At 67.5% G+C, this 25529-nt stretch carries 22 protein-coding genes; 16 read left to right on the top strand and 6 right to left on the bottom strand.

What is annotated here, in order from left to right; translation table 11 throughout:
- Positions 1-13 precede the first annotated feature (13 nt).
- The 11 genes from BUE42_RS10785 to BUE42_RS10735 all read left to right on the top strand — a co-directional run bounded on the left by BUE42_RS10785 (position 14) and on the right by BUE42_RS10735 (position 12102).
- Entirely contained in the window at positions 14-1456 is a 1443-nt protein-coding gene (locus BUE42_RS10785; RefSeq protein ID WP_073465104.1) for a DHA2 family efflux MFS transporter permease subunit, read from the top strand.
- Positions 1457-1653: 197 nt separating this feature from the next.
- Entirely contained in the window at positions 1654-2679 is a 1026-nt protein-coding gene (locus BUE42_RS10780) for a DUF2169 family type VI secretion system accessory protein (RefSeq protein ID WP_073465103.1), read from the top strand.
- Complete coding sequence (locus BUE42_RS10775; protein ID WP_073465102.1) at positions 2676-3743, top strand: beta-ketoacyl synthase N-terminal-like domain-containing protein; 1068 nt, start codon at positions 2676-2678, stop codon at positions 3741-3743. Before BUE42_RS10780 ends, BUE42_RS10775 begins: the two co-directional genes overlap by 4 nt.
- 64 nt (positions 3744-3807) lie before the next feature.
- A complete protein-coding gene (locus BUE42_RS10770; protein ID WP_235002251.1) occupies positions 3808-4656 on the top strand; it encodes a DUF4150 domain-containing protein in 849 nt (282 codons plus the stop codon).
- Positions 4644-5582, top strand: a complete 939-nt coding sequence (locus BUE42_RS31560) for a type VI immunity family protein (RefSeq protein WP_083614060.1) — start codon at positions 4644-4646, stop codon at positions 5580-5582. Before BUE42_RS10770 ends, BUE42_RS31560 begins: the two co-directional genes overlap by 13 nt.
- 16 nt (positions 5583-5598) lie before the next feature.
- Positions 5599-6522 (top strand): type VI immunity family protein, encoded by a 924-nt coding sequence (locus tag BUE42_RS10760; protein WP_159445401.1) that lies wholly within the window; start codon positions 5599-5601, stop codon positions 6520-6522.
- Between the two features lie 13 nt (positions 6523-6535).
- Positions 6536-7285 carry a hypothetical protein gene (locus BUE42_RS10755; protein WP_143171427.1) on the top strand — a complete coding sequence of 250 codons (750 nt, stop codon included), beginning with the start codon at positions 6536-6538 and terminating at the stop codon, positions 7283-7285.
- Between the two features lie 92 nt (positions 7286-7377).
- A complete protein-coding gene (locus BUE42_RS10750) occupies positions 7378-7848 on the top strand; it encodes a (2Fe-2S)-binding protein (protein ID WP_073465097.1) in 471 nt (156 codons plus the stop codon).
- Positions 7849-7858: 10 nt separating this feature from the next.
- Positions 7859-10027, top strand: coding sequence for a xanthine dehydrogenase family protein molybdopterin-binding subunit (locus BUE42_RS10745; RefSeq protein ID WP_073465096.1), 2169 nt, complete (start codon positions 7859-7861; stop codon positions 10025-10027).
- A gap of 64 nt (positions 10028-10091) precedes the next feature.
- A complete protein-coding gene (locus BUE42_RS10740) occupies positions 10092-11336 on the top strand; it encodes an NAD(P)/FAD-dependent oxidoreductase (RefSeq protein WP_073465095.1) in 1245 nt (414 codons plus the stop codon).
- Positions 11337-11343: 7 nt separating this feature from the next.
- On the top strand, positions 11344-12102 hold the full coding sequence (locus tag BUE42_RS10735) for a class II glutamine amidotransferase (protein ID WP_073465094.1): 759 nt from the start codon (positions 11344-11346) through the stop codon (positions 12100-12102).
- Between the two features lie 502 nt (positions 12103-12604).
- On the opposite strand, the gene BUE42_RS10730 is transcribed toward BUE42_RS10735, so the two are convergent.
- From BUE42_RS10730 to BUE42_RS10710, 5 genes are all read right to left on the bottom strand, one after another.
- A complete protein-coding gene (locus BUE42_RS10730; RefSeq protein WP_143171426.1) occupies positions 12605-13768 on the bottom strand; it encodes an ABC transporter ATP-binding protein in 1164 nt (387 codons plus the stop codon).
- A 3-nt stretch (positions 13769-13771) separates the two neighbouring features.
- A complete protein-coding gene (locus BUE42_RS10725; protein WP_073465093.1) occupies positions 13772-14683 on the bottom strand; it encodes a carbohydrate ABC transporter permease in 912 nt (303 codons plus the stop codon).
- Complete coding sequence (locus BUE42_RS10720; protein WP_073465092.1) at positions 14683-15579, bottom strand: carbohydrate ABC transporter permease; 897 nt, start codon at positions 15577-15579, stop codon at positions 14683-14685. The genes BUE42_RS10725 and BUE42_RS10720 overlap by 1 nt, the downstream gene beginning before the upstream one ends.
- Positions 15580-15681: 102 nt before the next feature.
- Entirely contained in the window at positions 15682-16917 is a 1236-nt protein-coding gene (locus BUE42_RS10715; protein WP_073465091.1) for an ABC transporter substrate-binding protein, read from the bottom strand.
- Between the two features lie 94 nt (positions 16918-17011).
- Positions 17012-18391, bottom strand: coding sequence for a GH1 family beta-glucosidase (locus BUE42_RS10710; protein WP_235002249.1), 1380 nt, complete (start codon positions 18389-18391; stop codon positions 17012-17014).
- 225 nt (positions 18392-18616) lie between these two features.
- Here BUE42_RS10710 and BUE42_RS10705 point away from each other — a divergent pair, with 225 nt between their 5' ends.
- The 3 genes from BUE42_RS10705 to BUE42_RS10695 all read left to right on the top strand — a co-directional run bounded on the left by BUE42_RS10705 (position 18617) and on the right by BUE42_RS10695 (position 21798).
- Positions 18617-19624 carry a LacI family DNA-binding transcriptional regulator gene (locus BUE42_RS10705; protein WP_073465089.1) on the top strand — a complete coding sequence of 336 codons (1008 nt, stop codon included), beginning with the start codon at positions 18617-18619 and terminating at the stop codon, positions 19622-19624.
- A gap of 208 nt (positions 19625-19832) precedes the next feature.
- Positions 19833-20900, top strand: coding sequence for a glycosyl hydrolase (locus tag BUE42_RS10700; RefSeq protein WP_083614058.1), 1068 nt, complete (start codon positions 19833-19835; stop codon positions 20898-20900).
- Positions 20893-21798 (top strand): LysR family transcriptional regulator, encoded by a 906-nt coding sequence (locus tag BUE42_RS10695; RefSeq protein WP_073465088.1) that lies wholly within the window; start codon positions 20893-20895, stop codon positions 21796-21798. Before BUE42_RS10700 ends, BUE42_RS10695 begins: the two co-directional genes overlap by 8 nt.
- Before the next feature lie 6 nt (positions 21799-21804).
- Here the strand turns inward: BUE42_RS10695 and BUE42_RS10690 are convergent, their stop codons facing one another.
- Entirely contained in the window at positions 21805-22236 is a 432-nt protein-coding gene (locus BUE42_RS10690) for a hypothetical protein (protein WP_073465087.1), read from the bottom strand.
- A 163-nt stretch (positions 22237-22399) separates the two neighbouring features.
- Here BUE42_RS10690 and leuS point away from each other — a divergent pair, with 163 nt between their 5' ends.
- Positions 22400-25018, top strand: a complete 2619-nt coding sequence (gene leuS, locus BUE42_RS10685; RefSeq protein ID WP_073465086.1) for a leucine--tRNA ligase — start codon at positions 22400-22402, stop codon at positions 25016-25018.
- Positions 25019-25026: 8 nt separating this feature from the next.
- The gene (gene lptE / locus BUE42_RS10680; protein WP_073465215.1) at positions 25027-25515 is read left to right on the top strand and encodes an LPS-assembly lipoprotein LptE; all 489 of its coding nucleotides are present in this window, start codon (positions 25027-25029) and stop codon (positions 25513-25515) included.
- The last annotated feature ends 14 nt before the right edge of the window (positions 25516-25529 follow it).

The following is a 25529-nucleotide window of genomic DNA, read 5'->3' as shown; positions in this document are numbered from 1 at the left end:
GAAACTGGGGGGCATGAGCACGCCCCCCGAGTCGCCGGCCTCCCTCGTCCAGTTGCGCGAGAGGTTCGGCGAGCGCTACCGCTGGATGGTGCTGCTGACGGTGATGATCGGCACGATGGCGTCGATCATGGCCTCGACCATCATCAACGTCGCGGTGCCCGACATCAGCCAGCGCTTCGGCCTCGGCCAGGAGCGTGCGCAGTGGCTGTCGGCCGGCTTCATGGCCGCGATGACGGTCTCGATGCTGGTGACGCCGTGGGTGCTCGACCGCTTCGGCTACCGCAGCAGCTACTTCGGCGCGGTGCTGCTGCTGATGCTGGGCGGCATCGGCGGCGGGCTCGGGACGAGCTTCGAAGGGGTGCTCGCGATGCGGGTGCTCGAAGGCCTGTCGGCCGGCGTGCTGCAACCGATCCCCGCGATCATCGTGCTGCATGCGTTCCAGCGCCACGAGCAAGGCAAGGCGATGGGCATCTTCGGCTTCGGCGTCGTGCTCGCGCCGGCCATCGGGCCGAGCATCGGCGGCGTGCTGGTCGAGGCCTTCGGCTGGCGCTCGATCTTCTTCGTGGTGGTGCCGTTCTGCCTGGCCGCGCTCGCGATGGCGGCGCGCTACCTGCCGCACAGCTCGCCGGGCGGCGCCCACGTCAACCAGCATGGCCGCAAGCTCGACGTCGGCGGCCTGGCGCTGCTGACGGTGGCGGTGCTGGCGCTGCTGAACGGGCTGGTGCACCTGCACGACGCGGCCAAGCTGTCGGCGATCGTGCTGCTGGCGGTCGCGATCGGTGCCGGCGTCGTGTTCGTCGCGCGCCAGCGCCGCAGCGACAACCCGATCATGCGGCTCGGGCTGTTCAGCTTCCGCTCGTTCTCGATGGGCGGCTGGGTCGCGTTCATCTACGGCATGGCGCTGTTCGGCTCGACCTACCTGGTGCCGGTGTTCATGCAGCTCGCGCTGAAGCTGCCGCCGTCGCAGGCCGGTGCGGTGCTGCTGCCGGCGGGCATCGTGCTCGCGATCACCATCCCGCTGGCCGGCCGGCTGGCCGACAAGCTGCCGGTGAGCCGCGTCGTCGCGGCCGGCGTGCTGCTGCTGGCGGCCTCGTTCTGGCTGATGCTGACGGTCGGGTTCGCGACGGCGCTGTGGCTGATCACGCTGTGGGCGGTGGTCGGTCGCATCGGGCTCGGGCTGGTGCTGCCATCGCTGAACCTCGGCGCGATGCGCGGGCTGCCGACCGAGCTGATCTCGCACGGGTCGAGCACGATCAACTTCCTGCGCCAGCTGGGCGGGGCGGTGGGCATCAGCATCGTCGGGATCGTGCTGCAGTGGCGGCTGGGCGTGCATGCGGATGCGCCGCTGAAGGCGTTCCACGAGACCTTCGGGTTGCTCGGCGTGATCAGCGCGCTGGCGGTGATCGCGGCGTGGCGGATGGCGCCACCAAACGGGAGTTCGTCGGCGCGAACCTGACATTCGTACCGGTTGCGTTTGGTGGGTCGGTCTCTACAGTGCGACGACCGCGGTGCCGCTCACCGCGACGTTCTTCTCCGCGACACACAGCCAGATGCTCTCCACCTCCACGTTCCCATGCCGCTGGAGGTCAGGCCGATTGAGGTGGTACGGCTTGACCCAGGACGCCACGGACGCCCCTCACTGATCGGGCGCCCATGTGGCAACTTGCCAATCGAACGCCGTTCGCGGCCGAGCGCGTCTGGCTGCGCGACCGCGATGGCTCCGAGGTCTGGATCGTCGCGGTCAAGGCCACGTTCGACATCGTCGATGGTGCTCCCCGTGTCGCCGACGAACAGGCACCCGTGCTGCGGCTGCCGGAGCACCTCGGCGAAGCCGGCCGCAGCAGCCTGCGTCAAGATGCCGACCTCGTCCTGACCAAGCAGGCCACCGATGTGCTGGTGCTGGGCCATGCCCACGCACCGGGTGGGTCCCCGGTGACGCAACTGGACGTGGGCTTCAGCGTCGGCCCGATCCGGAAGGTGCTGAGGGTGTTCGGCGATCGGCGCTGGGGCACGCTGGGCGCGTCGGCGCCCGAGCCGTTCGCATCGATGCCGCTGGTCTACGAGCGGGCCTACGGCGGCGTGGATGCGGCCTCGGCACACCCTGAGCGCGATTGGGAGTGGCGCAATCCGGTGGGCACCGGATTCGCCGTGTCGGGCCGCCATGCGAAGGGCCTGCGCCTGCCGAACATCGAACGGCCGGAGGCGCCAATCCGTGGCTGGCGCGACCGGCCGGAGCCCGCCGGCTTCGGCCCGATCGCGTGCCACTGGCACCCGCGCGTGGGCTTTGCAGGCACCTACGGCGAACGCTGGATGAAGACGCGCCAGCCCTTGTGGGCCGAAGACCTCGACGATCGCTACTTCCAGAGCGCGCCGGCCGACCAGCAGGTGCCGGGCTTCCTGCGGGGCGGCGAGCCGGCGGTGCTGCGTGGCCTGACGCAGGGCGGCAGCCTGGACTTCAGGCTGCCGAAGGTCTACCTCGGCTTCGAAACCCATTTCACCGACGGCACGCGGGAGATCCATCGCAACCGCCGCCTGCACACGGTGATCATCGAGCCCGATGGTCCCCGACTGCAGATGGTGTGGCACAGCGCGCTGCCCTGTCATTTCAAGGTGCATCAGTTGCTGCGCACCGTCATCACGCTGAAGACCGGTCGCGACGCGGGGGCGGGGGCTGCATGAGCGAGCCGGTGGCCATCGTCGCGCTGGGGGCGAGCACGCCGGTCGGCCGCTGTGCCGCATCGAGTGCGGCCGCGGTGCGCGCCGGCATCTCGGTCTCCCAGGCGCACCCCGCGATGATCGACACGGCGGGCGAGCCGATGACGGTGGCCTGTGCCGACTGGATCGACCTGCAGCAGCCCTTCGAGCAGCGACTCCAGGCACTGCTGCTTCCTGCCGTCGACGAGGTGCTCGAAGCCGTTGCGATGCCGATGCAGCGGCGCCTGCCCACCGAGTTGGCGCGTTGCGCGCTGGCCCTGGCCCTGCCGGCGGCACGGCCAGGCCTGGAAGCAGGGCTGGCACAGCGCCTGCTGGAAAGCATCTGCGGTCACTGCGAAGACATGTTTCAAGCCGCCGCATGCTTCGAGGCAGGGCATGCCGCGGGCCTGCTGGGGTTGCGGGCTGCCGTCTCCAAGCTGGCGCGAGGAGAGTTGGATGCCTGCGTGCTCGCCGGCGTCGACAGCTACCTGCACCCGCTGACGCTGGAGTGGCTGGAGTCCTGTGAACAGCTGCATGGCGCAGGCGTGCAGAACAACGCCTGGGGCTTCGTGCCCGGTGAGGCGGCGGGGGCGCTGCTGCTGACGGGGTGGCACAAGGCGCAGGCGCTGGGGCTGCCGATCCTGTCGGTCGTGCTGGGCACAGGCCAGGCGGTCGAGGAGAACCGGATCAAGACACGCACGGTGTGCATCGGCCAAGGGTTGACGCAGGCCGTGCAGGACACGCTGGCGGCGCTGCCGGCAGGCGCCCGCGTGAGCGACATCTATTGCGACATGAACGGCGAGCCGTACCGCGCCGACGAGTACGGCTTCACTTGCACGCGTTCGGCGCAGACCTTCGTGTCGGCGTCCGACTTCGTGGCGCCGGCGGACTGCTGGGGCGACGTAGGCGCGGCTGGCGGCGTGCTGCATGCGGTGCTGGCCACGGTGGCCGGCCGCAAGGGTTACGCAAAGGGACCGCTTTCACTGCTGTGTGCGAGCAGCGAGGGTGGCGAACGGGCGGCCGCGCTGGTGGCCACGGGGGAGGGCTGACATGGCGGTCACGATCAAGGTCAACGGCACCTCGCACACGCTGGTGCACAAGGGCAGCAGCGGCGTGTCGACGGCGACGGTGCCGGACGTGTGCAAGACCCCCTCGCCGGGTGGGCCGGTGCCGATCCCGTATCCGAACATCTCGCAGTCGTCGACGCTGGCCAACGGCACGACGACCGTGAAGGCCGACGGCGGCATGATGATCGCGATCAAGGGCTCGGAGTTCTCGGCATCGAACGGCGACAACGCCGGCACGCTGGGCGGCGTGAAATCGTCGACCTTCATGAAGGAGTCGACCTGGATCCTCTACTCCTTCGACGTGAAGATGGAAGGCCGGAACGCCTGCCGGCTCACTGACAAGAAGCTGCAGAACCATGGGAACACCGCCGACATGGCGGGCGAGCTGCAGATGGCGATCGCGGTGCAGACGCTGCAGGACATGCTGTGCGAATGCGACCAGCAGGTGCAGCCCGAGCCGGACGACACTTGCCCGTTGCTCGGCGCGAAGAAGCACGAGTGCATGAACAGCAAGATCAGCCAGGACCGGTCGCCGGTGAAGATGGTCGGGGAGACGGCGTACAACCGGAAGACGGGCCAGCCTGCGGCGCGGCCGAACACGCGCATGCGGCTGATCGGCGAGCCGATCCATCAGTTCTTCCGGCGCATCCGCGGGAATATCTATCCGGATGCGACGATCCATGATGACGACGGGCTGCCAGCTCGGTTTGTGGAGTTCAAGTTCCAGTGTCCAACGCCGGTGCCTACTCGTCGGGGTGGCCCGCCGTCGAAGGGAGTGGCGCCACAGTTCTGGAGCCGAGGACAGCTCTCAAGGACTCGCACTCTGGGATCTCTGCAGCGGCCGCCGATCACCGTTGAACCGAAACTTGTCACGAATGAGAGATGCCCAGCATGACTGTTGCAACGTCGGATCATTCAGCGTTGGATGCCCTTCAGTTTCACTTGAAGGCTCGCAACGGCGAGTACTGTGTCGCACGCACCGGCGTGACACTGGTGCTGTATTTCGGAAAGTCGACGCGCGACCTTGCCCCTTCTGTCTCGAAGCTGGTGGCGCTGTATCTCGCAGCTATTCCGGAGGACAGCATTCGATCGATTCTCAGCACGACTGGTGTGTGGCGAGATTTCACGAAAGCGGGTCTGGCGAGTCGCTTGCGAAAACTGGCCGCCGAAGATGTCGATTTCGTATCCATCGACCTGAGTTCAGGTGAACCGGGGAACGTGGGCGAATACGGCTTTCATTTCTTCGGAACTGATCTGTCGAACTTCGAAGTCTGGCCGCGCGAGGCTTGTTCGTGCGTGTTCGAGTTCCCGCTTGCCATGTTGAACGCCGATCAACGTGGTCGATTCGAACAGTTCATCGCGACGGCTGCAGATGTCGAGCCGTTCGAGTCAGGGTACGCCGGCTATGCGTTCAAGCACTTGTTCATGACGTGGCGCGATGAGGCGCATGAGTGGATCGCGCAAAAGGCGCAACGCTTCATCGGTGTCGACATCAGCTACGACAGCTTCAACGAAGCCGCGCGCCGCCGCGTCGTGAACGTCTCCTGGATCACATTGCTGGGCCACCCGCTGATCAAGGAATTGGGAGGCGATGAGCAGATTCGCTCGCAGTTGTCGCCGGAGATCCGCCTGCAGAGCCTCGCATCGGGTATCGCCATCATCGCGGGCGACGTGCCGCCGATTGGCGATGTGAACCGCGGTGCGCAGGACCTGCAGTTGCTGAAGGAGGTTGCGGCGCTGACCCGGCCGGTCCGCATCTCGATGGAGATTGGTTTTGGCAGTGAGTCTTTCCGTCGCAACTGGCTGAGCCGGCTTGACTGAGATGAGTCCGAGTCTCATGGTGGCGGAAGACCTGCTCGCATTGGATTCCGAGCGTCTTCAACTGAAGATGCGCAGTGGCGAATACTGCGCCGCACGTACTGGCGTGGCCTTGGTGCTGTATTACGGCAAATCAATGGGCGAACTTGCACCGGTGGTGGCGAAGCTGGTTGAGCTCTACTTCTCAGCCATTCCCCCGGGTGCGATCCGGTCGATGCAGAGCGCTTCCGGCGTGTGGCGCGAGTTCGTCAAGCAGAACCTGAGCATTCGGATGCGCAAGTTGGCTGCGGAGGACATGGACTATGACTCGATTCATCTCAGCTCCGGCGAGCCACGCAACGTCGGCGATCACGGCTTCCACTTCTTCGGGACGGATCTGTCTCACTTCGATATCTCCCCCCGCGAAGCCTGTTGTTGCGTCCTTGAGTTTCCTCTGGCCGAGTTGAGTACAGAGCGGCGTGAGCGGTTTGAAGATTTCGTTGCAGCAGCGACCGAGGTCGAGGCGTTCGAGTCGGGATACGCCGGCTATGCGTTCAAGCATTTGGCGCGAGCGTGGCGAGATCAGGCCATGCCGTGGATTTCTCAGCGTGCACCTCGCTTTCTCGGCGTTGACATCAGCAATGACCAGTTCTCAAGGGCTGCTCGTCGCCGCGTGGTGAACGTCTCCTGGATCACCCTGCTGGGCCACCCGCTGATCAAGGAGCTTGGCGGCGAGGCATGCATCCGCGCGCAGTTGTCTCCGGAAATCCGCCTGCGCGGTCTCGCATCAGGCCTCGTAATCATCGCGGGCGACGTGCCTCCGATTGGCGACGTGACCCGCGGCGCACAAGACCTGCAGCTGCTGAAGGAAGTCGCCGCACTGACCCGCCCCGTGCGCGCATCGCTGCAGATCGGCTTCGGCAGCCAAGCCTTCCGCCGCACCTGGCCCACCCGACTCGACTGAGGACCGCAACCCCATGCTCCGCCCCTTCCACATCACGCTGGACCGCCACGCTCCGCCGGGTGCATTGAACCTGCACCTCCGCTTCACCAACCCGCTGTCGCCCGACGAGCGCCTCGGCTGGCTCGACCTGCTGAAAACCTTCGTCGACGTGGCGCAGTGCGGCGCGCTCTGCGGGTCGAACATCGCGCCGGCGCAAGCGGGCTGCGCCGTCGTCCACGCACACGTGCAGGGCGATGTGGCGGTGCTGGAGCTGTCCAACACCGCCCTCGACCCGGCCGCCTGCACCGTGCTGCTGAACCTGTGCCACTGGGCCCACGCGCAGTTCGCACCGTTGCACAGCCTGTCGCTGGCCAGGGCCGACCTCCCGGACCTGGCGCCCGCACCCGAGGCCGGCCTGGTGTTCCCCGGCACCTGGGGCCAGCTCGGCTTCGCCCTGACCGACTACGAACTCGTCGGCCAGACGATCGCAGTCGACATCGAGTTCGAATCGCCGCAGTCCGAGCGCGACCGCGAGCGCATCAACACCGTCCTCGGCCACTGGTTCAAGGCCGCCAATTGGGGCGGCTATGCGGACGAACTCTTCCCGCCCGAGTCCAGCACGCTGACCGTCGCGTCGCCGCCGATGGTCGACGACGAACTCGGCATCAGCTGGTACTTCGAGTCGTACCACTGCTCCTATGCGGTGTTCGGCGGGCTGCTCAACTGCCTGGCCCGCATCAACGCGACCGACGCACCGATCCGCCAGGTCACGATCGGGGAGTGATCCCGCCGTGCCCTAGGGTTTCCCGCGGGCAGACGGGTTGGCGACGCAGGGGGATCCTGGGTGCTCATGCACAAGACCCCAGGAGACGCCCCGTGAGCACACGTTTCAAGATCAACGGCAAGTCGGTCGACGTGAAGGCCGAACCGGACACCCCGCTGCTGTGGGTGATCCGCGACGAGATCGGCCTGACCGGCACCAAGTACGGCTGCGGCATGGCGCTGTGCGGCGCCTGCACCGTGCACCTGAACGGCCAGCCGGTGCGCTCGTGCCAGACGCCGGTGTCGGCCGTCGCCGGCAAGTCGGTCGCGACGGTGGAGAGCCTGTCGCGCAACAACACCCACCCGCTGCAGGTTGCGTGGATCAAGCACGACGTGCCGCAGTGCGGCTACTGCCAGTCCGGCCAGCTGATGAGCGCGGCCGCGCTGCTGAAGGACAACAAGAACCCGAGCGATGCCGAGATCGACGCCGCGATGAGCGGCAACATCTGCCGCTGCGGCACCTACCCGCGCATCCGCGCCGCGATCAAGAGTGCGGCCGCGGACATGCAGCACCACAAGGCCTGAGGAGAACGCCATGACCAAGACCACCCGTCTCGCGACTGACCTCACCCGGCGCGGCTTCCTGCAGACCTCGGCGCTCACCAGCGGCGGCCTGATGCTGGGCGTCGCGTTGCCCGGTGCCGTCTCCGATGCCAACGCGGCCGGCATGCTCTACACGCCGAATGCCTGGGTGCACATCGCCGACGACAACACCATCACGCTGTTGTCGGCGCGCTCCGAGATGGGCCAGGGCGTCTACACCTCGATGCCGATGCTGATCGCCGAGGAGTTGAACGTCGACATCCGCGCGATCAAGGTGTCGATCGCGCCGCCGAACCAGAAGCTCTACGGCAACGCACTGCTCGGCGGCCCGCAACTCACCGGCGGCTCGAGCTCGGTGCGCGACGGCTGGGAGAAGCTGCGCATCGCCGGTGCCCAGGTGCGCATGATGCTGATCAGCGCGGCTGCTCAAAAATGGAACATCCCGGAGTCGCAGCTGCGCGCCGAGAACGGCCGCGTGATCGGCCCGAAGGGCAAGAAGGCGACCTACGGCCAGCTGGCCGCCGCGGCCTCGAAGCTGCCGGTGCCCGACAAGGTGGTGCTGAAGGACCCGAAGGATTTCAAGATCGTCGGCAAGCCGACCCGCCGGCTCGACACGCCTTCGAAGGTGAACGGAACCGCCGAGTTCGGCATCGACGTGAAGCTGCCCGGCATGGTCTACGCGTCGCTCGAGCAGTGCCCGGTGATCGGCGGCACCGTGAAGAGCTTCGACGCGAGCAAGGCGAAGACGATGCCCGGCGTGATCGATGTGGTGCAGATCCCCGACGGCGTCGCGATCGTGGCCGACACCTGGTGGCACGCGAAGACGGCGCGCGAGGGCCTGACGGTCGTCTGGGACGAAGGCGCCGGCGCGGCGCTGACGCACACCTCGATGACCGAAAGCACGCGCGGCGCGCTGAAGACCGGCAAGGTGCTGCCGCTGAAGGCGGTGGGGGACGCGGATGCCGAGATCGCGAAAGCGGAGAAGGCATCCGGCAAGGTGATCCGCGCCGAGTACATGATGCCGCTGCTGTCGCACTCGCCGCTGGAGCCGATGAACTTCACCGCGCACGTGCATGACAACCGCGTCGAGCTGATCGGCCCGACGCAGTGGCAGGACGCCGCGGCCGCCACGGTGGCCAAGGTGGTCGGCGTGCCGCCGGAGAACGTGAGCCTGCGCACCACCTTCCTCGGCGGCGGCTTCGGCCGGCGCATCGACATCGACTTCATCATCCAGGCCGCGCAGATCTCGAAGGCGGTCAACAAGCCGGTGAAGCTGCTGTGGACGCGTGAAGACGACATGACGCACGACTTCTACCGGCCGCAGTCGGTGCACCAGCTCGCCGCAGCGATCGGCCCGGACGGCAAGCCGACCGCGATGACCTTCCGGATGAGTTCGCAGTCGATCACCGGCCGCGTGTTCGGCCTGCCGGCCGAGGTGCAGGACCCGCTGATGACCGAGGCGGCGGTCGCCGGCTACGCGGTGTCGGCCTCGCGGCACGACATCGTCAAGCACGATGCCGGCTTGCGCGTCGGCTACTGGCGCTCGGTCAGCCATGCGCTGAACGCGTTCGCGAACGAGACCTTCATCGACGAGCTCGCGGTCGCGGCGGGGCAGGATCCGCTCGCCTACCGGATGTCGCTGCTGGCCGGCCAGCCGCGCTTCGCCAACGTGCTGAAGATCGCGACCGACAAGGCCGGCTGGGGCACTGCGGCGCCGGCCGGGCGCTTCCGCGGCATCGCGCTGATGGAGGGCTACGACACCTACATGGCCCAGGTGGCCGAGATCTCGGTCGCCAACGGCGAGGTGCAGGTGCACAAGGTGACGGTGGCGGCCGACCTCGGGCGCATGGTCAACCCCGACACGGTCGAGGCGCAGATCCAGTCGAGCATCGTGTTCGGCCTGACCGCGGCGCTGTTCGGCGAGATCACGCTCGAGAAGGGCCGGGTGCAGCAGACCAACTTCCACCAGTACCGGCTGCTGCGGCTGAACGAATCGCCGGCGATATCCATCACGCTGGTGCCGAGCACCGAGAAGCCGGGGGGCATCGGCGAGCCGGCGACGGCGCTGATCGGCCCGGCGGTGGGCAACGCGGTGTTCGCGGCGACCGGCAAGCGGCTGCGCAGGATGCCGTTCACGCCGGAGAACATCCAGAGCGCCTGAGCAGCGTGAACGAGGGCGGGGCACGGGTATCCTTGCGGGCTCTTCCGAGCCTGCAATCCGCCCGATGTCTCCGATCCAGAACCTCCCGCTGACCGACCTGCCCGAACGTTGCGAGGTGCTCGTCGTCGGGGCGGGCCCGGCCGGCAGCGCGGCGGCGCTATGGCTGGCGCGGGCCGGCGTCGACGTGGTGCTGGTCGACCAGCACCGCTTCCCGCGCGACAAGGTGTGCGGCGACGGCTTGATCCCCGATGCGCACGCGGCCCTGGCGCGGCTCGGCGTGCTCGACGAGGTGATGGCGCTGGCCCAGCCGGCGCAGCACGTCGGCTGCATCGGGCCGCGCGGCGGGCGCGTCGACGTGCCCGGCACGCTGGCGGTGCTGCCGCGCCGCGAACTCGACCAGATCCTGTGCCGCTCGGCCGCACTCGCCGGCGCGAAGATGTTCGCCCCGGTCCACTTCGAGGGCCTGCTGCACGATGCGGCGGGCCGCGTCGATGGCGCGACCGTGGGCCATGGCAGCGTCAAGCGCGAGATCCGTGCCCGCTGGGTGTTGCTGGCCACCGGTGCGGTGCCGCAGGCGCTGATCGCCGCGGGTGTGTGCGAGCGCCAGGCGCCCAGTGGCATCGCGATGCGCACCTACATCCGCAATCCGGCGATGGCCGATCGGCTGCGTGCGCTCGACGTCGTGTGGGACCGCCGGCTGCGCCCCGGCTACGGCTGGATCTTTCCGTGCCGCGACGGCGTGTTCAATGTCGGCGTCGGCGTCGCGAACAGCCACCGCAGCGCGGCCGACGGCCGCCACAACAAGCTCGACGTGAACCTGCGGCAGATGTTCGCGAGCTTCTGCGAGTTCTACGAGCCGGCCCGCGAGCTGCTGGCCGGCGGCGAGCTGCAGGGCCCGCTGAAGGGCGCGCCGCTGCGCTGCACGCTGAAGGGCGCGGTGTTCTCGCGTCCCGGCCTGCTGGTGACCGGCGAGGCGGCCGGCAGCACCTACTCGTTCACCGGCGAAGGCATCGGCAAGGCGATGGAGACCGGCCTGCTGGCGGCCGAGGCCGTGCTGGCCGGCCGGCGCACCGACGACGATGCCGTGCGCGCCCGCTACGAGTCGGCGTTGCGCGCGCTGCAGCCGCGCTTCGCGTTGTACGAGCGGGCGAACGGCATCAACGCCCACCCGTGGCTGGCCGACCTGGTGATCTGGCGCGCGCAGCGCAGTGCGCGGCTGCGCGAGCGCATGAGCGGTGTGCTGAACGAAACCAGCAATCCAGGTACCCTGCTGAGCCTGAGGGGCGTCAAGCGCCTGTTCCTGGAGTAGCGACGCAATGTGCCAGTTGCTGGGCATGAACGCCAACACCCCGACCGACCTGATGTTCAGCTTCACGGGGTTCTCGACCCGTGCCGAGGAGCACAAGGACGGCTTCGGCATCGCGTTCTTCGAAGGCGCGGGCACACGGCTGTTTGTCGATGCGCAGAGCGCGAGGCTGTCGCCGGTGGCCGAGATGGTCCGGCACTACCCGATCCGCAGCCACAACGTCATCGCCCACATCCGCAAGGCCACGCAGGGCGTGGTGGCGCTGGAGAACACGCACCCATTCGTGCGCGAGCTGTGGGGCCGCTACTGGGTGTTCGCGCACAACGGCGACCTGAAGAACTACCAGCCGCGGCTGCATGCGGCGTTCCGCCCGGTGGGCAGCACCGACAGCGAGCGCGCGTTCTGCTGGTTGATGCAGGAACTCGCGAAGGCGCATGCCGACCTGCCGCCGGTCGGCGAGCTGACGGCCACGCTGGCCGAACTGGTGCCGCGCATCGCGGCGCACGGCAGCTTCAACTTCATGCTGAGCAACGGCCAGGCGCTGTGGGCGCACTGCTCGACGAAGCTGAGCTGGCTGGTGCGGGAGCACCCGTTCCGCAAGGCAAGGCTGCAGGACGAGGACATGAGCGTCGACTTCGCCGAGCTGACGACGACGGCCGATCGCGTCGCAGTGGTCGTCACCGAGCCGTTGACCGCCGATGAAGCGTGGCGGGCGTTTGAGCCGGGGGAGTTGAAGGTGTTCGTGAATGGTGGGGTGGTGGAGCGCTGAGCGCGCAGACTGGTCCGCAGTCGTTCAAGTCGACTCGCAGGCAGATTGCTGGTAATTCCAACGCCCGCCGCTGTCCAGGCATGAATCGATCTGCAGCGTGCGCCATAGCCAATGGCTTCCTGCAATCAATGCAACTACCAGAACCACACTCCAGACGACAGGCTTTCGTTTCACGAGGGGCCTCCTAGTAGGCGAGTGGCAGGCCGACAGGCCGATACTGGCTGCACGCCATTTCACAAGAAGTCTGGGTGCCCGATCCCCAGGCTCTGCCGTAGGCGTTGGCGGCCTGATCGGCTTGCGACGCTTGTGGAGGGTCGCCCGTTGCGCGCGGCAAAGAGACATGCCATGAGGGGCTCCTGGGGTCGGTTGAAAAGGCGCCAACAGCCCGGGCGCGTCGCGCGATGCTAGTGATGCGTCGCTGGCGCCGGCTCCTTACTCTCTGCAGAATTGCGCGCTACTCGGCCGCAGGCCCCTCGCCAGATTTCTAGCGACCGCGAAGTCCTCAGAGCCGCTCCTGCGACCCCGGATCGAACAGCGACACCTTCTCCGCCGCGATCCGGAACGGCGCCTGCGCGCCCACCGCCGGCTCCGCGTGCCCGCTCAGCATCGCGCTGACCTGCTGGCCTTGCACGTCCATCCAGACGATGGTCTGCGCACCCATCGGTTCCACCAGCGCGACCGTGCCGCTGCCGTCGCCGGCGGCCGCGCCGTCCAGGTGCAGCGCGATGTCTTCCGGGCGGATGCCCAGCAGCACCGCCTGCCCGTCGCGCGGCGCCTGCGCGAACGCATAGCGCGTCACGTCGACCGAGAGCCCCGTGCGCTTGAACGTCACCGCGCCGCCCGCCACCTGCAGCGTGCCTTCGGCGAAGTTCATGCTCGGCGAGCCGAGGAAGCCGGCCACGAACACGTTGGCCGGCCGGTTGTAGATCTCGCCCGGCGCGCCGATCTGCTGGATGCGGCCCTTGTTCATCACCGCGATGCGCGTCGCGAGCGTCATCGCCTCGACCTGGTCGTGCGTCACGTAGACCATCGTCGTGCCGATGTTCTTGTGCAGCTGCTTCAGCTCGCGGCGCAGCTCGGCGCGCAGCTTCGCGTCGAGGTTCGACAGCGGCTCGTCGAACAGGAACACGCCGACGTCGCGCACCAGCGCGCGCCCGATCGCGACCCGCTGGCGCTGCCCGCCCGACAGCTGCGAGGGCTTGCGCTTCAGCAGTTCCTGCAGGTGCAGGATCTCGGCGGCGCGTGCCACGCGCTTCTCGATCTCGGCCTTCGGGGTGCCGTTCACGCGCAGCCCGAACGACATGTTCCGCTCGACGCTCATCGTCGGGTACAGCGCGTACGACTGGAACACCATGCCGATCGAGCGGTCCTTCGGGTCGGCCCAGGTCACGTCGCGCCCACCGATCTCGATGCTGCCGGCATGCACGTCCAGCAGCCCGGCGATCGAATGCAGCAGCGTCGACTTGCCGCAGCCCGACGGCCCGAGCAGCACCAGGAACTCGCCGGCCTGCACATGCAGGTCCATCGCGGCAATGATCGGCACGCCCCCGAGGCGGATCTCGAGCTGGCGGATGTCGACGTTCGCCGACGCCACATGCGGCACCGGGGTCGCGGTGGACGATGAAGACGGCAGGTCGACGGATGAATTCACAGGAATGGCAGACACGGATCAACCCTTCACGGCACCAGCCGCAATGCCGCGCACGAACCAGCGGCCTGAAATGAGATAGATGGCCAGCGGAACCAGCGAGGTGAGCACGGTGGCCGCCATGTTCACGTTGTACAGGCGCTCGCCGGTGGTCGTGTTGATCACGTTGTTGAGCTGCACCGTCATCGGCAGGTTGTCGCGCCCGGCGAACACCAGCCCGAGGATGAAGTCGTTCCAGATCGCCGTCACCTGCATGATCACCGCGACGATGATGATCGGCGTCGCCATCGGCAGCATCAGCTGGAAGAAGATCCGGAAGAAGCCGCCGCCATCGATGCGCGCCGCCTTGAACAGCTCGCCCGGCACCGACGCGTAGTAGTTGCGGAACAGCAGCGTCATCACCGGCATGCCGAAGATCGTGTGGATCAGCACGATGCCCGGCAGGCTGCTGAAGATGCCGGCCGCCGCGAACGCGCGCACCAGCGGGAACATCACCACCTGGTAGGGCACGAAGGCGCCGATCATCAGCACGCCGAACAGCAGGTTCGCGCCGCGCGCGCGCCAGAACGACAGCGCATAGCCGTTCAGCGCACCGAAGAAGATCGAGATCACCGTGCTCGGCAGCACGATCTTCACCGAGTTCCAGAAGCCGACCTGGATGCCGCTGCAGTCGAGGCCGGTGCAGGCCTGCGACCAGGCCGCAATCCACGGCTCGATGGTCCAGTCGCCGGGCAGCGCGAACAGGTTGCCGAGCCGGATCTCGGCCATCGGCTTCACCGAGGTGATCAGCATCACGTACAGCGGCAGCAGGAAGAACGCGGCAGCGGTCAGCAGGAAGGCGTAGACGCCGATGCGCGCCGGCGTGACGCGCGACGGGCGCTTCGAGCGCACGGGCGCGGCGGTGATCGGGAGGGCGGAAGAAGGCGTGGACATCAAGCTTCCCGGGCGTTGCGGTTGGAGCGGCTGCGCGCGTACATCCACGGTGTGATCACGGCCAGCACCGTCAGCAGCATCACCGTGCTCGCGGCCGACGCGAGGCCGATGTTGGCGCGGCCGAACAGGTAGTCCATGATGAACTTCGCCGGCACCTCGCTCGCGATGCCGGGGCCGCCCTGGGTCATCGCGATCACCGCGTCGTAGACCTTCACGACGCCGACCGACAGCAGCACCAGCGCGGTCGCGAACGACGGCCCGAGCTGAGGCAGCACGATGCTCGCGTAGACGCGCCAGCGCGGAATGCCGTCGATGCGCGCGGCCTTCCACATCTCCTCGTCGACGCCGCGCAACCCGGCCAGCATCAGCGCCATCACCAGCCCCGAGGCCTGCCACACCGCGGCGATCACCACCGTGTAGATCACCTTGTCCTGGCTGACGATCCAGTCGAAGCTGAAATTCTCGAAGCCCCAGCCGCGCACCGTCGTCTGCAGGCCGAGCTCGGGGTTCAGGATCCACTGCCACACGAGCCCGGTCGCGACGAAGCTCATCGCATACGGGTAGAGGAAGACGGTGCGCAGCACGCTCTCGCCGGCCACCTTCTGGTCGATGAAGACCGCCAGCAGGAAGCCGATCACCAGGCACGCGACGATGAACAGCACGCCGAAGATCAGCACGTTGTGCACCGAGACCATCCAGCGCTCGCTGGTGAAAAGCCGCTCGTACTGCGCGAGGCCCACGAAGCTGTCGCTCGGGAAGGTGCGCGAGTTGCTCAACGAGATGCGCACCGACCACAGCACCGTGCCGATGTAGGCGAACAGCACCGTGGCGGCCATCGGCAGCAATGCCGCGTAGACCGACCAGTGTTGCCGCAGTCGGCTGCGCCCGACGTCCATCGTGGATTCCTCAAAGCCCTGCCAAGGCGGCAAGGGTAGACAAAAAAAGGGTGGGCCGCAGCCCACCGTGGGAATTACATCCAGGCCGCCCGACCCGGAGGGTCAGGTCTTCAGCGCAACGGCCAAGGCCTTCGCGGCGTCGTCGACCGACTGGTTGGTGTTCCACAGCTTGGTCAGCACGTCCTGCACGGCGCCGATGGTGTCGGGCGTCGCGAGCATTTCCGAATCCGGCAGCTGGCGCGAGGCGTCCTTCATGATGGCCACGCCGGCTTGCGCGCAGATGTCCATCTTCGAGGTGTCGACGTCGGTGCGGATCGGGATCGAGCCCTTCTTGTTGTTGAAGGCGACCTGCGCGGCCGGCGAGGTCATCGTCGTCGCTAGCAGCTTCTGCGCCTTGATGGCCTCGGGATTGGTCGTCTTCGGGAACACGAACACGTCGCCGGCGACGATGTACGGCGACTTCGGACCGAAGCCCGGGAAGCAGCCGAATTCCTTGCCGGCCGTCTGGTTGGCCGCCTGGAACTCGCCCTTGGCCCAGTCGCCCATGATCTGCACGCCGGCCTTGCCGGAGATCACCATCGCGGTCGCGTCGTTCCAGTTGCGGCCCGGCGAGCCGGCGTCGACGTAGTTGTGCAGGCGCTTGAAGGTGGCGAGCACCTTCTTGAACGGCTCGCCGGTGACCAGCGCGCTGTCCTTGTCGCGGTAGAACTTCAGGAACATCTCCGGGCCGCCGACGTGTGCCAGCACCGCGTTGAAGGTGATGCGCTCCTGCCACGACTGGCCACCCAGCGCCAGCGGCACCAGGCCGGCGGCCTTCAGCTTGTCGAGCGCGGCGAAGAACTCGTCGATGGTCTTCGGCTCGTCCTTGATGCCGGCCTTCGCGAAGGCGGACTTGGAGTACCAGAACCAGGCGGGCATGTGCACGTTGACCGGCACGGCGTAGTAGTGGCCCTTCACCTTGACGGTGTTCAGCACCGGCTGCGGCAGGATCTTGTCCCAGTTCTCCTTCGCCGCGACGTCGTCCAGGTCGGCCAGCTTGCCTTCGGCGACGATGTCGTGGAACTGCTTCGAGGTGTTGAACTGCGCGGCGGTCGGCGGGTTGCCGCCGACGATGCGGTTGATGGCCGCGGCGCGCGCGTTGTCGGCACCGGCCACGGCGCTGTCGACCCAGGTGCCGCCGGCCGCCTTGTAGGCGTTCGCGAACTCCTTGATGGCGGCCGATTCGCCGCCCGAGGTCCACCAGTGGATCACCTCGGCCTTGACCTGGGCCTGGGCGGCGCCGAGTGCGCCGAAGCCCACGACCATGCCGGCGAGAACTGCCTTCAATTGAAACGCCATGTCTGTCTCCTGTGGTGAAACTCGAGCACTCCGGCTCATTGGGGGTGAACAACCCGGCTTCCCGGGTGAATCGGTGAACGCTGAGACGCCTCGATCAAACCTGGGACTGTCTCGCCTTCATGAACGCCTGGACGACGCGGCCGCTGTCCTTCCAGGTGCGCGCCTGGGTGTCGTAGTCGACGTGGACGATGCCGAAGCGGCGCTCATACCCATACGCCCATTCGAAATTGTCGAGCAGCGACCAGATGAAATACCCGCGAATATCCACGCCGTGGCGCATCGCGTCGTCCACCGCCAGCAGGTGGCGGCTGATGAAACTGATGCGCGACGGGTCGGTGACACGGCCGTCGACGACCTTGTCGTCCGACGCCATGCCATTCTCGGTGATGTAGATCGGCGGCAGGTTCTTGTAATTCGCGTGGAAACCCTTCAGCAAGCGGGCCAAACCCTGTGGATACACCTCCCAGCCCATTTGCGTGCGCTCCACGCCGGGCATTTCGGTCTCGATGAAACCGTGCCGGCCGTCGCTCTTGACCTGGGTTCGGAAGTAATAGTTGATGCCGAGGAAATCGAGTGGCGCGGCAATCGTCTGCAGGTCGCCCTCGAGCACCAGCGGCTCGGCGCCGGGCCACAGCCGCCACAGGTCGGCCGGGTAGCTGCCCTTCAGCAGCGGATCGAGCACCCAGTTGTTGTGCTGCACCTCGAACAGATAGGCGGCGTCCTGGTCCTGCGGCGACGGCGTTTCGGACACCGCGGCACCGACGTTGGCGACGATGCCGACCTGCGAACCCGGGTCGTTGCGGCGCAGGATCGCCACCGCGGTGCCGTGCGCCAGCAGCAGGTGGTGCATTGCCTGCGTCGCGTAGCGCAGGTTCTGGCGGCCCGGCGCATGGCGGCCGGCGGCGTAGCCGAGGAAGGCCGAGCACCACGGCTCGTTCAGCGTGGCCCAGGCCGTCACCAGCCCCTTGAACTCGCGGCTCACCAGTTCGGCGTACTCGGCAAAGTGGTAGACCACCTCGCGGTTGGTCCAGCCGCCGCGGTCCTCGATCCACTGCGGCAGGTCCCAGTGGTAGAGCGTCACGTAGGTCTGGATGCCCTTGGCCTTCAGCGCTTCCAGCAGCCGCTTGTAGAACGCAAGGCCCTTCGGGTTGGGCTGGTTGTTCGCGTCCATCACGCGCGGCCAGGCGATCGACAGGCGATACGCCTGCACGCCCAGTTCCTCGATGATTTCCAGGTCTTCCGGCCAGCGGTGGTAATGGTCGCAGGCAAACTCGCCGGTGTCCCCGTTCAATACCATGCCGGGGGTGTTCGAATAGGTATCCCAGATCGACGGAATCCGTCCGTCTTCATGGATGGCGCCTTCGATCTGATAAGACGCCGTGGCGGTACCAAAAAGAAAATCAGGCGACCAGAGCCTGGAATCCTTGGGAATCTCCAACTGCTCTGCACTGTACTTCGCCGAATTCTTGCTCACTCCACACCTTTCGCTACTGCTGCTTGACTTGACGGATCGTCCAGGCACTACAATGCCAGCCCAATTGGAACCGGTTCCAAAGAGCGGAACGCATTTCAGCACCTCTGCGGTCATTCAACATTGGGGAAAACCCGGTCGGATGGGTAAAGGAACAGGGCGCACAGCATGATTGCGGGCGGTCCCTATGATTCCCGGTTCGGGTGAAGGTTCTTTCACGGGCGACGAATGGCAACCATCAAGGACGTGGCGCGGCTGGCGGGTGTGGGGGTCGGCACCGCCTCGCGCGTGATCTCCGGCCGCGGCTCGGCGTCGCCGGCGGCGGTGGAGCGGGTGCAGGGCGCGGTGCGCCAGCTCGGCTTCCGGCCGTCGAGCCTCGCGCGGGCACTGTCGTCGCGCACGCTCGGCATGATCGGTGTCTTCGTGCCCGATTTCAGCGGCCCGTTCTTCGGCCGCATCCTGCAGACCATGGACGCCGAGCTGCGCGAGTTCGACCGCCACATGGTGGCCGCCAACGGCTGCGGCCACGGCGACCGCCGCCAGCAGGCGCTGGACGGCACCGCGTTCCTGATCCAGCGCGAATGCGACGGCCTGATGCTGCAGAGCAATGAGCTGCTCGACGAGGACCTGCTCGCGCTGCACCGGCTGCAGCCGCGCCTGGCGGTGCTGAACCGCCTGGTGCCGACGCTCGAGGCGCAGTGCTTCTCGGCCGACCACCATGTCGGCGGGCAGCTCGCGGCGCAGGCGCTGCTGAGCCGCGGGCACCGGCAGATCGCGGTGATCTCGGGGCCCAACTCCGCACCCGACAACGAGGCGCGCCTGGCAGGCTTCTATGCCGAGCTGGCGGCGCATGGCATCGCGCGCGAGACGGTGCCGCAGGTCGAGGGCGACTTCAGCTCCGAAAGCGGCTGGCGCGCGGCCACGCAGCTGCTGGAGCGCGGCGTGCCGTTCACCGGACTGTTCGGTGCGAACGACGTGATGGCGATCGCGGCGATCTCGCGGCTGCAGCACGCCGGCCTGCGCGTGCCCGAGCAGGTGTCGGTGGTCGGCTACGACGATTCCGAGCCGGCGTCGTACAGCAACCCGCGCCTCACCTGCGTGCGCATCCCGATCCAGGACGTGGTGTCGAACGCGTCGCGCTATCTGTTGAACGCGTGCTACGGCAGCACGCTGCCGGTGACCCACATCTTCGAGCCGACTTTCGTGTGGCGCGACTCGGTCGCGAAAGTTCCCTGAAATACACCACCCTCCGAAGAGGGATGCGCATTGCGTCGGCGTGGAACGAGGTGCCCGACAAAGTTTGGTCTGTGCATCGACGGTTTGCGTCAGATGCAAGTGATAAACGGTTCCACTTTGGGGTCGGGCGGCAGTGGCATGCGAACTGCAACCCGCAGTCCCCATGGGCGACCGCCTGCCTGCACCGTTGAAAAAGCGAAAGTTTTCGATGACCGATCACCATGACCTCGACAGCCGGCTGCGCCGGCGCCTGATTGGCGCGACGCTCGCGTCCGCGGCCACCGCGGCGCTGGCCGCCTGCGGCGGCAGCAGCGATTCCTCGCCGTCCCCGGCACCGGTGGGCGGCACGCCACCGGCTCCCGCGCCCTCTCCCTCGCCTTCACCGGCTCCTTCTCCCGCGCCGTCGCCTTCCCCCGCACCTTCGCCGGCACCGTCACCTGCCCCGAGTCCCGCGCCTTCGCCATCCCCGGCACCCGCCCCGGCGAGCAACAAGAGCTTCAAGCGCGGCATCGCCTATGACCTGAAGAGCCGGGCCGACATGGCGGCGCTCGCTCCCGGCGTCAGCTGGTGGTATGGCTGGAACTCGCAGCCCGATGCCAACACGCCGGCCGATCCGGTCGCCGCCTACGGCATGGACTACGTCCCGATGCTGTGGAGTGGCGACTTCGATGCGACCACCGTCACGACCTGGCTGAAGGCGCACCCGGCAGTCACGCACCTGCTGCTGCTGAACGAGCCGAACCTGAAGGGGCAGGCGACGATGACGCCGCAGGCGGCCGCTGCACTGTGGCCGCGCTACGAGAAGGTCGCCGCGGACACCGGCGTGAAGCTGGTCGGCCCGCAGATCACCTACGGCACCCTGGAGGGCTACACGACGCCCGTGGGTTGGATGGATGCGTTCCACGCGGCCTACCGCGCCGCCAACGGCGGTCGCGATCCGGTCATCGACTACATCGGCTACCACTGGTACGACTACGGGCTGGAGGCCAAGCTCGACGAAATGAAGAAGTACGGCAAGCCGTTCTGGGTCACCGAGTTCGCGAACTGGCACGACGGAGACGGCGACACCGTTCAGATCGACACCGTGAAGGAGCAGAAGCAGCAGATGGAGAAAATGGTCGCGATGCTCGAGGCCCGCGCCGACGTCTATCGCTATGCATGGTTCACCGGCCGCTGGGCGAAAGACACCCACTACACCAGCCTGCTCGGTGCCGACGGCCAGCTGACCGAACTGGGTCAGTACTACATCTCGTTGCCACCGAACAAAAATGCGTGACCCCGTCACCTTCGACCAGCTGAAGATCTTCATCGCCTGCGTCGAACGAGGTAGCTTCTCCGGTGCGGCGCGCAAGCTGCACCGCACCCAGTCGGTGGTGAGCCAGGCGATCGCGCAGCTGGAGCGCCAGATCGGCGTGACGCTGTTCGACCGCAGCGGCCGCCTGCCGACGCTGACCGACGAAGGCCGTGCGCTGCTGGCCGACGCGCGCATCGTCGCGCGTGGCGTCGACGGCTTCAAGGCACGTGCCAAGAGCCTGTCCGACGGGCTCGAGCCGGAGCTGTCGGTCGCGATGGATGCGCTGTTTCCGATGGACTGGCTGACCCAGGCGGTCGGTGCGTTCCGCCACGAGTTCCCCGGCACGCCGCTGCGGCTGCATGTGGATGCGATGGGCGCGATCCTGCAGCCGGTGCTCGACGGGCAATGCCGCATCGCGGTGATCGGCAGCCTGCCCGAGGTGCCCGACACGCTCGAATCGCATCCGCTGCTCGACGTGGCCGCCGTCACGGTGGTGGCGCCGACGCACCCGCTCGCGTCGCACGACGGGCCGATCCCGCGCGCGGTGATCGAGCAGCATGTGCAGCTGGTGCTGACCGACCGCTCGCGCATGACGGCCGGGCGCGATTACGGCGTGGTCTCGCCGATCACCTGGCGGCTGGCCGACCTGAGCACCAAGCACGCGTTCCTGCGCGCCGGCTTCGGCTGGGGGCACATGCCGCGCCCGCAGGTCGAGGCTGACCTGGCCCAGGGCAGCCTGGTGACGCTGGAGGTGGAGGGCCTGCCGTTCAACCCGCCGTCGTTCGCGATGCGCTCGGTGCACCGCAAGGATGCACCGCCGGGGCCGGCGGCGCGCTGGTTCCTCGACTGGCTGAAGCAGGCCGAGGCGGACCGGGCGTAGGCAACGTCAGAGAGACAGCGTCAGCTGCAGCATCGAGAAGGCGGTCCACAGGCGGCGCAGGCCGAGCAGGTAGGTCGGCCGATCGCCCTTCGCGGTAGATTCCTCCGCAAGCGCCATCGCCTTCGCGAAGGCCAAACCGAGACTACCATGCTCGACCGGGATGCTGCTGCGCACGGCGTCGAGCAGGGCTCCCCATTCCTGTGGGTGGCCGGGTTCGCGGATCGCTGTCGCAAGCTTGTCCTTGAGGAGGTCCAGCTCGGCGCAAAAGGCTTTGAGCTGTTCAGAGGCGACCGGGCTCGCCAGCCGGGCCTCGCGGCGGGCCGCCAGCAGTTTCTGCGCCAGCTCGGCGTTGTCGGGGCGTCGCTTCAACGTACTGGCCTCGGCGTCGAGGGTCGAGCCGGACACGGGGCGGGGGGTGATCGGGCTCATCGTATTCATGGGGTGACTGCTTCGCGAGGTTGACGGAGTTGGGGAATCAGGGGTCGTCCCGGGCTGAGTGGCTTCTCGCCTCGAATGATTCCAAGACGAACATACCGGCCTGTTCCGGGGGCGCTTCCTATAATCGCCCCTCGCCCCCCGAGCCACCCACGGCGCCGTAACGATGACTCCCGACTTCAAGCCCACCGAGATCGAACGCGCCGCCCAGGCCGCGTGGACCGCTGCCGACGCCTACCGTGTCACGGAAGACGCCAGCAAGCCCAAGTTCTACGCCTGCTCGATGCTGCCGTACCCGAGCGGCAAGCTGCACATGGGCCATGTGCGCAACTACACGATCAACGACATGTTGACGCGCCAGCTGCGCATGAAGGGGATGAACGTCCTGATGCCGATGGGCTGGGATGCCTTCGGCCTGCCGGCCGAGAACGCGGCGATCAAGAACAAGGTGCCGCCGGCCAAGTGGACCTACGACAACATCGCCTACATGAAGCGGCAGATGCAGGCCATGGGCCTGGCCATCGACTGGAGCCGCGAGATCGCGACCTGCTCGCCGGCCTACTACCGCTGGAACCAGTGGCTGTTCCTGAAGATGCTGAAGGCCGGCATCGCCGAGCGCCGCACCCAGGTCGTCAACTGGGATCCGGTCGACCACACCGTGCTCGCCAACGAACAGGTGATCGACGGCAAGGGCTGGCGCTCCGGCGCCCCGGTCGAGAAGCGCGAGATCCCCGGCTACTACCTGAACATCACGAAGTACGCCGGCGAGCTGCTCGACTACGTGCAGGAGCAGCTGCCGGGCTGGCCCGAGCGCGTCAAGCTGATGCAGGAGAACTGGATCGGCCGCAGCGAGGGCGTGCGCTTCGCGTTCCCGCACCGCATCGCCGGCGCAGACGGCCAGCCGATCGGCGCCGGCCGGCTGTACGTCTTCACGACGCGCGCCGACACCATCATGGGCGTGACCTTCTGCGCGGTCGCGCCCGAGCACCCGCTGGCAACCCACGCCGCGGCATCGAACCCGGCCGTGGCCGCGTTCATCGAAGAGACCAAGGCCGGCGGCACCACCGAGGCCGAGCTGGCCACGCAAGAGAAGAAGGGCGTGCCGACCGGCTTGGTCGTGCAGCACCCGATCACCGGCGAGGACGTGCCGGTGTGGGTCGGCAACTACGTGCTGATGAGTTACGGCGACGGCGCGGTGATGGGCGTGCCGGCGCACGACGAGCGCGATTTCGCGTTCGCGAAGAAGTACGGCCTGGGCATCCTGCAGGTCGTCACGATCGACGGCGAGCATTTCAGCTACGACCACTGGCAGGAGTGGTACGGCGACAAGCAGCGCGGCATCACGATCAACTCCGACAACTTCAGCGGGCTCGACCACGCGAAGGCGGTCGATGCGGTGGCCGCGGCGCTGGCCCACAAGGGCCTCGGCGAGAAGAAGACGACCTGGCGCCTGCGCGACTGGGGCGTCAGCCGCCAGCGCTACTGGGGCACGCCGATCCCGATCATCCATTGCGATGAACACGGCGCGGTGCCGGTGCCCGAGAAGGACCTGCCGGTCGTGCTGCCCGAAGACGTCGTGCCCGACGGCAGCGGCAACCCGCTGAACAAGCGCGCCGATTTCCTGAACGTCGCCTGCCCGACCTGCGGCAAGCCGGCGCGCCGCGAGACCGACACGATGGACACCTTCGTCGACAGCTCGTGGTACTTCATGCGCTACTGCGACGCATCGAACGACAAGGCGATGGTCGGCGCCGGCACGCAGTACTGGATGCCGATGGATCAGTACATCGGCGGCATCGAGCACGCGATCCTGCACCTGCTGTACGCGCGCTTCTGGACCAAGGTGATGCGCGACCTGCACCTGGTGAAGGTCGACGAGCCGTTCACCAGGCTGCTGACGCAGGGCATGGTGCTGAACGAGGCCTTCTCGGTCACGCACGAAGGCGCCGGCAAGGACTACTTCTGGGCGCACGACCTCGAGATCGAGCGCGACGACCATGCGCACGTGCTGTCGGCCGTCGACAAGGCGACCGGCAAGCCGGTCGTCTACGAGGGCTGGACGACGATGTCCAAGTCCAAGAACAACGGCGTCGACCCGCAGGACCTGATCGAGAAGTTCGGCGCCGACACCGCGCGGCTGTTCGTGATGTTCGCGTCGCCGCCGGAGCAGACGCTCGAATGGAACGACCAGGGCGTCGAGGGCGCCAACCGCTTCCTGCGCCGTGTGTGGGCCTTCGCCGCGAAGTACGCCGACGCGATCATCGGCGGCGGCGAGATCTCGGGCGCCGTGCCGAAGGACGCGCAGGCGCTGCGCCGCGAGGTGCACACGCAGCTGCGCCAGATCAGCTACGACTACGAGCGCATGCAATACAACACCGTGGCCTCTGGTGCGATGAAGCTGCTGAAGGCGCTCGAAGGCTTCACCGGCAATGCGCCGGCCGTCGTGAGAGAGGGCTTCGGCATCCTGCTGCGCGCGCTGTACCCGGCCTGCCCGCACATCACCTGGACGCTGTGGACCGACCTGGGCTACGCCAAGGGCCTGGGCGACCTGCTCGATGCGCCGTGGCCGCAGGTCGACGAGGCCGCGCTGGTGCAGGACGAGATCGAGCTGGTGCTGCAGGTCAACGGCAAGACGCGCGGTGCGATCACCGTGGCGGCCGGTGCCGACAAGGCTGCGATCGAGGCCGCCGCCGTCGCGAGCCCGGACTTCGTCAAGTTCTCGGAGGGCAAGCCGCCGAAGAAGGTGATCGTGGTGCCGGGCCGCCTGGTCAACGTGGTGGTCTGAGCGTGGCGATGCAGCGCCGCACGTTCGTGCTGTCCTTCGCCGCTGCGCTGGCCGGCTGCGGCTTCGAGCTGCGCCGCGCGCCGGAGCTGCACTTCAAGGCCATCCAGCTGGTCGGCTTCAGGCCGCAGTCGCCGCTGGCCGGCGACCTGCGCCGCGCGCTGCAGTCGGTCAATGCGACGCGCGTCGTCGAGGCCGCGTCGCAGGCCGAGGTGGTGCTCGAGTCGCTGGACGACGTGCGCGAGAAGGGCGTCGTGTCGTCCGGCACCGCCGGCCAGGTGCTCGAAGTGCAGCTGCGCTCGCGCTTCAGCTTCCGGCTGCGCACGCCGATGGGCAAGGAGCTGATCCCGGCCAGCGAGATCCTGCTGGCACGCGACATGACCTACAACGAGAGCATCGCGCTCGCGAAGGAGCACGAAGAGACGCTGCTCTACCGCGCGATGGAAACCGACATCGCCTCGCAGGTGCTGCGCCGGCTGGCGTCGGTCCAGTCGCTTTGATCCGTCCTACTGAA

The sequence above is a fragment of the Rhizobacter sp. OV335 genome, assembly GCF_900142965.1.
In the GTDB taxonomy this organism is placed as follows: domain Bacteria; phylum Pseudomonadota; class Gammaproteobacteria; order Burkholderiales; family Burkholderiaceae_C; genus Rhizobacter.
Note: the sequence above shows the minus strand (reverse complement) of the source record. Positions and strands in the feature narration are given on the sequence as shown.

Bases quoted from the DNA above. Each gene is read 5' to 3' on its own strand.
- BUE42_RS10705 (WP_073465089.1), top strand. From the start codon at position 18,617: ATGGCAACCATCAAGGACGTGGCGCGGCTGGCGGGTGTGGGGGTCGGC.
- BUE42_RS10725 (WP_073465093.1), bottom strand. From the start codon at position 14,683: ATGTCCACGCCTTCTTCCGCCCTCCCGATCACCGCCGCGCCCGTGCGC.
- BUE42_RS10715 (WP_073465091.1), bottom strand. From the start codon at position 16,917: ATGGCGTTTCAATTGAAGGCAGTTCTCGCCGGCATGGTCGTGGGCTTC.
- BUE42_RS10785 (WP_073465104.1), top strand. From the start codon at position 14: ATGAGCACGCCCCCCGAGTCGCCGGCCTCCCTCGTCCAGTTGCGCGAG.
- BUE42_RS31560 (WP_083614060.1), top strand. From the start codon at position 4,644: ATGCCCAGCATGACTGTTGCAACGTCGGATCATTCAGCGTTGGATGCC.
- BUE42_RS10695 (WP_073465088.1), top strand. From the start codon at position 20,893: ATGCGTGACCCCGTCACCTTCGACCAGCTGAAGATCTTCATCGCCTGC.
- BUE42_RS10740 (WP_073465095.1), top strand. From the start codon at position 10,092: ATGTCTCCGATCCAGAACCTCCCGCTGACCGACCTGCCCGAACGTTGC.
- BUE42_RS10700 (WP_083614058.1), top strand. From the start codon at position 19,833: ATGACCGATCACCATGACCTCGACAGCCGGCTGCGCCGGCGCCTGATT.
- BUE42_RS10760 (WP_159445401.1), top strand. From the start codon at position 5,599: ATGGTGGCGGAAGACCTGCTCGCATTGGATTCCGAGCGTCTTCAACTG.
- BUE42_RS10720 (WP_073465092.1), bottom strand. From the start codon at position 15,579: ATGGACGTCGGGCGCAGCCGACTGCGGCAACACTGGTCGGTCTACGCG.
- leuS (WP_073465086.1), top strand. From the start codon at position 22,400: ATGACTCCCGACTTCAAGCCCACCGAGATCGAACGCGCCGCCCAGGCC.
- BUE42_RS10775 (WP_073465102.1), top strand. From the start codon at position 2,676: ATGAGCGAGCCGGTGGCCATCGTCGCGCTGGGGGCGAGCACGCCGGTC.
- BUE42_RS10755 (WP_143171427.1), top strand. From the start codon at position 6,536: ATGCTCCGCCCCTTCCACATCACGCTGGACCGCCACGCTCCGCCGGGT.
- BUE42_RS10780 (WP_073465103.1), top strand. From the start codon at position 1,654: ATGTGGCAACTTGCCAATCGAACGCCGTTCGCGGCCGAGCGCGTCTGG.
- BUE42_RS10690 (WP_073465087.1), bottom strand. From the start codon at position 22,236: ATGAATACGATGAGCCCGATCACCCCCCGCCCCGTGTCCGGCTCGACC.
- BUE42_RS10745 (WP_073465096.1), top strand. From the start codon at position 7,859: ATGACCAAGACCACCCGTCTCGCGACTGACCTCACCCGGCGCGGCTTC.
- BUE42_RS10735 (WP_073465094.1), top strand. From the start codon at position 11,344: ATGTGCCAGTTGCTGGGCATGAACGCCAACACCCCGACCGACCTGATG.
- lptE (WP_073465215.1), top strand. From the start codon at position 25,027: ATGCAGCGCCGCACGTTCGTGCTGTCCTTCGCCGCTGCGCTGGCCGGC.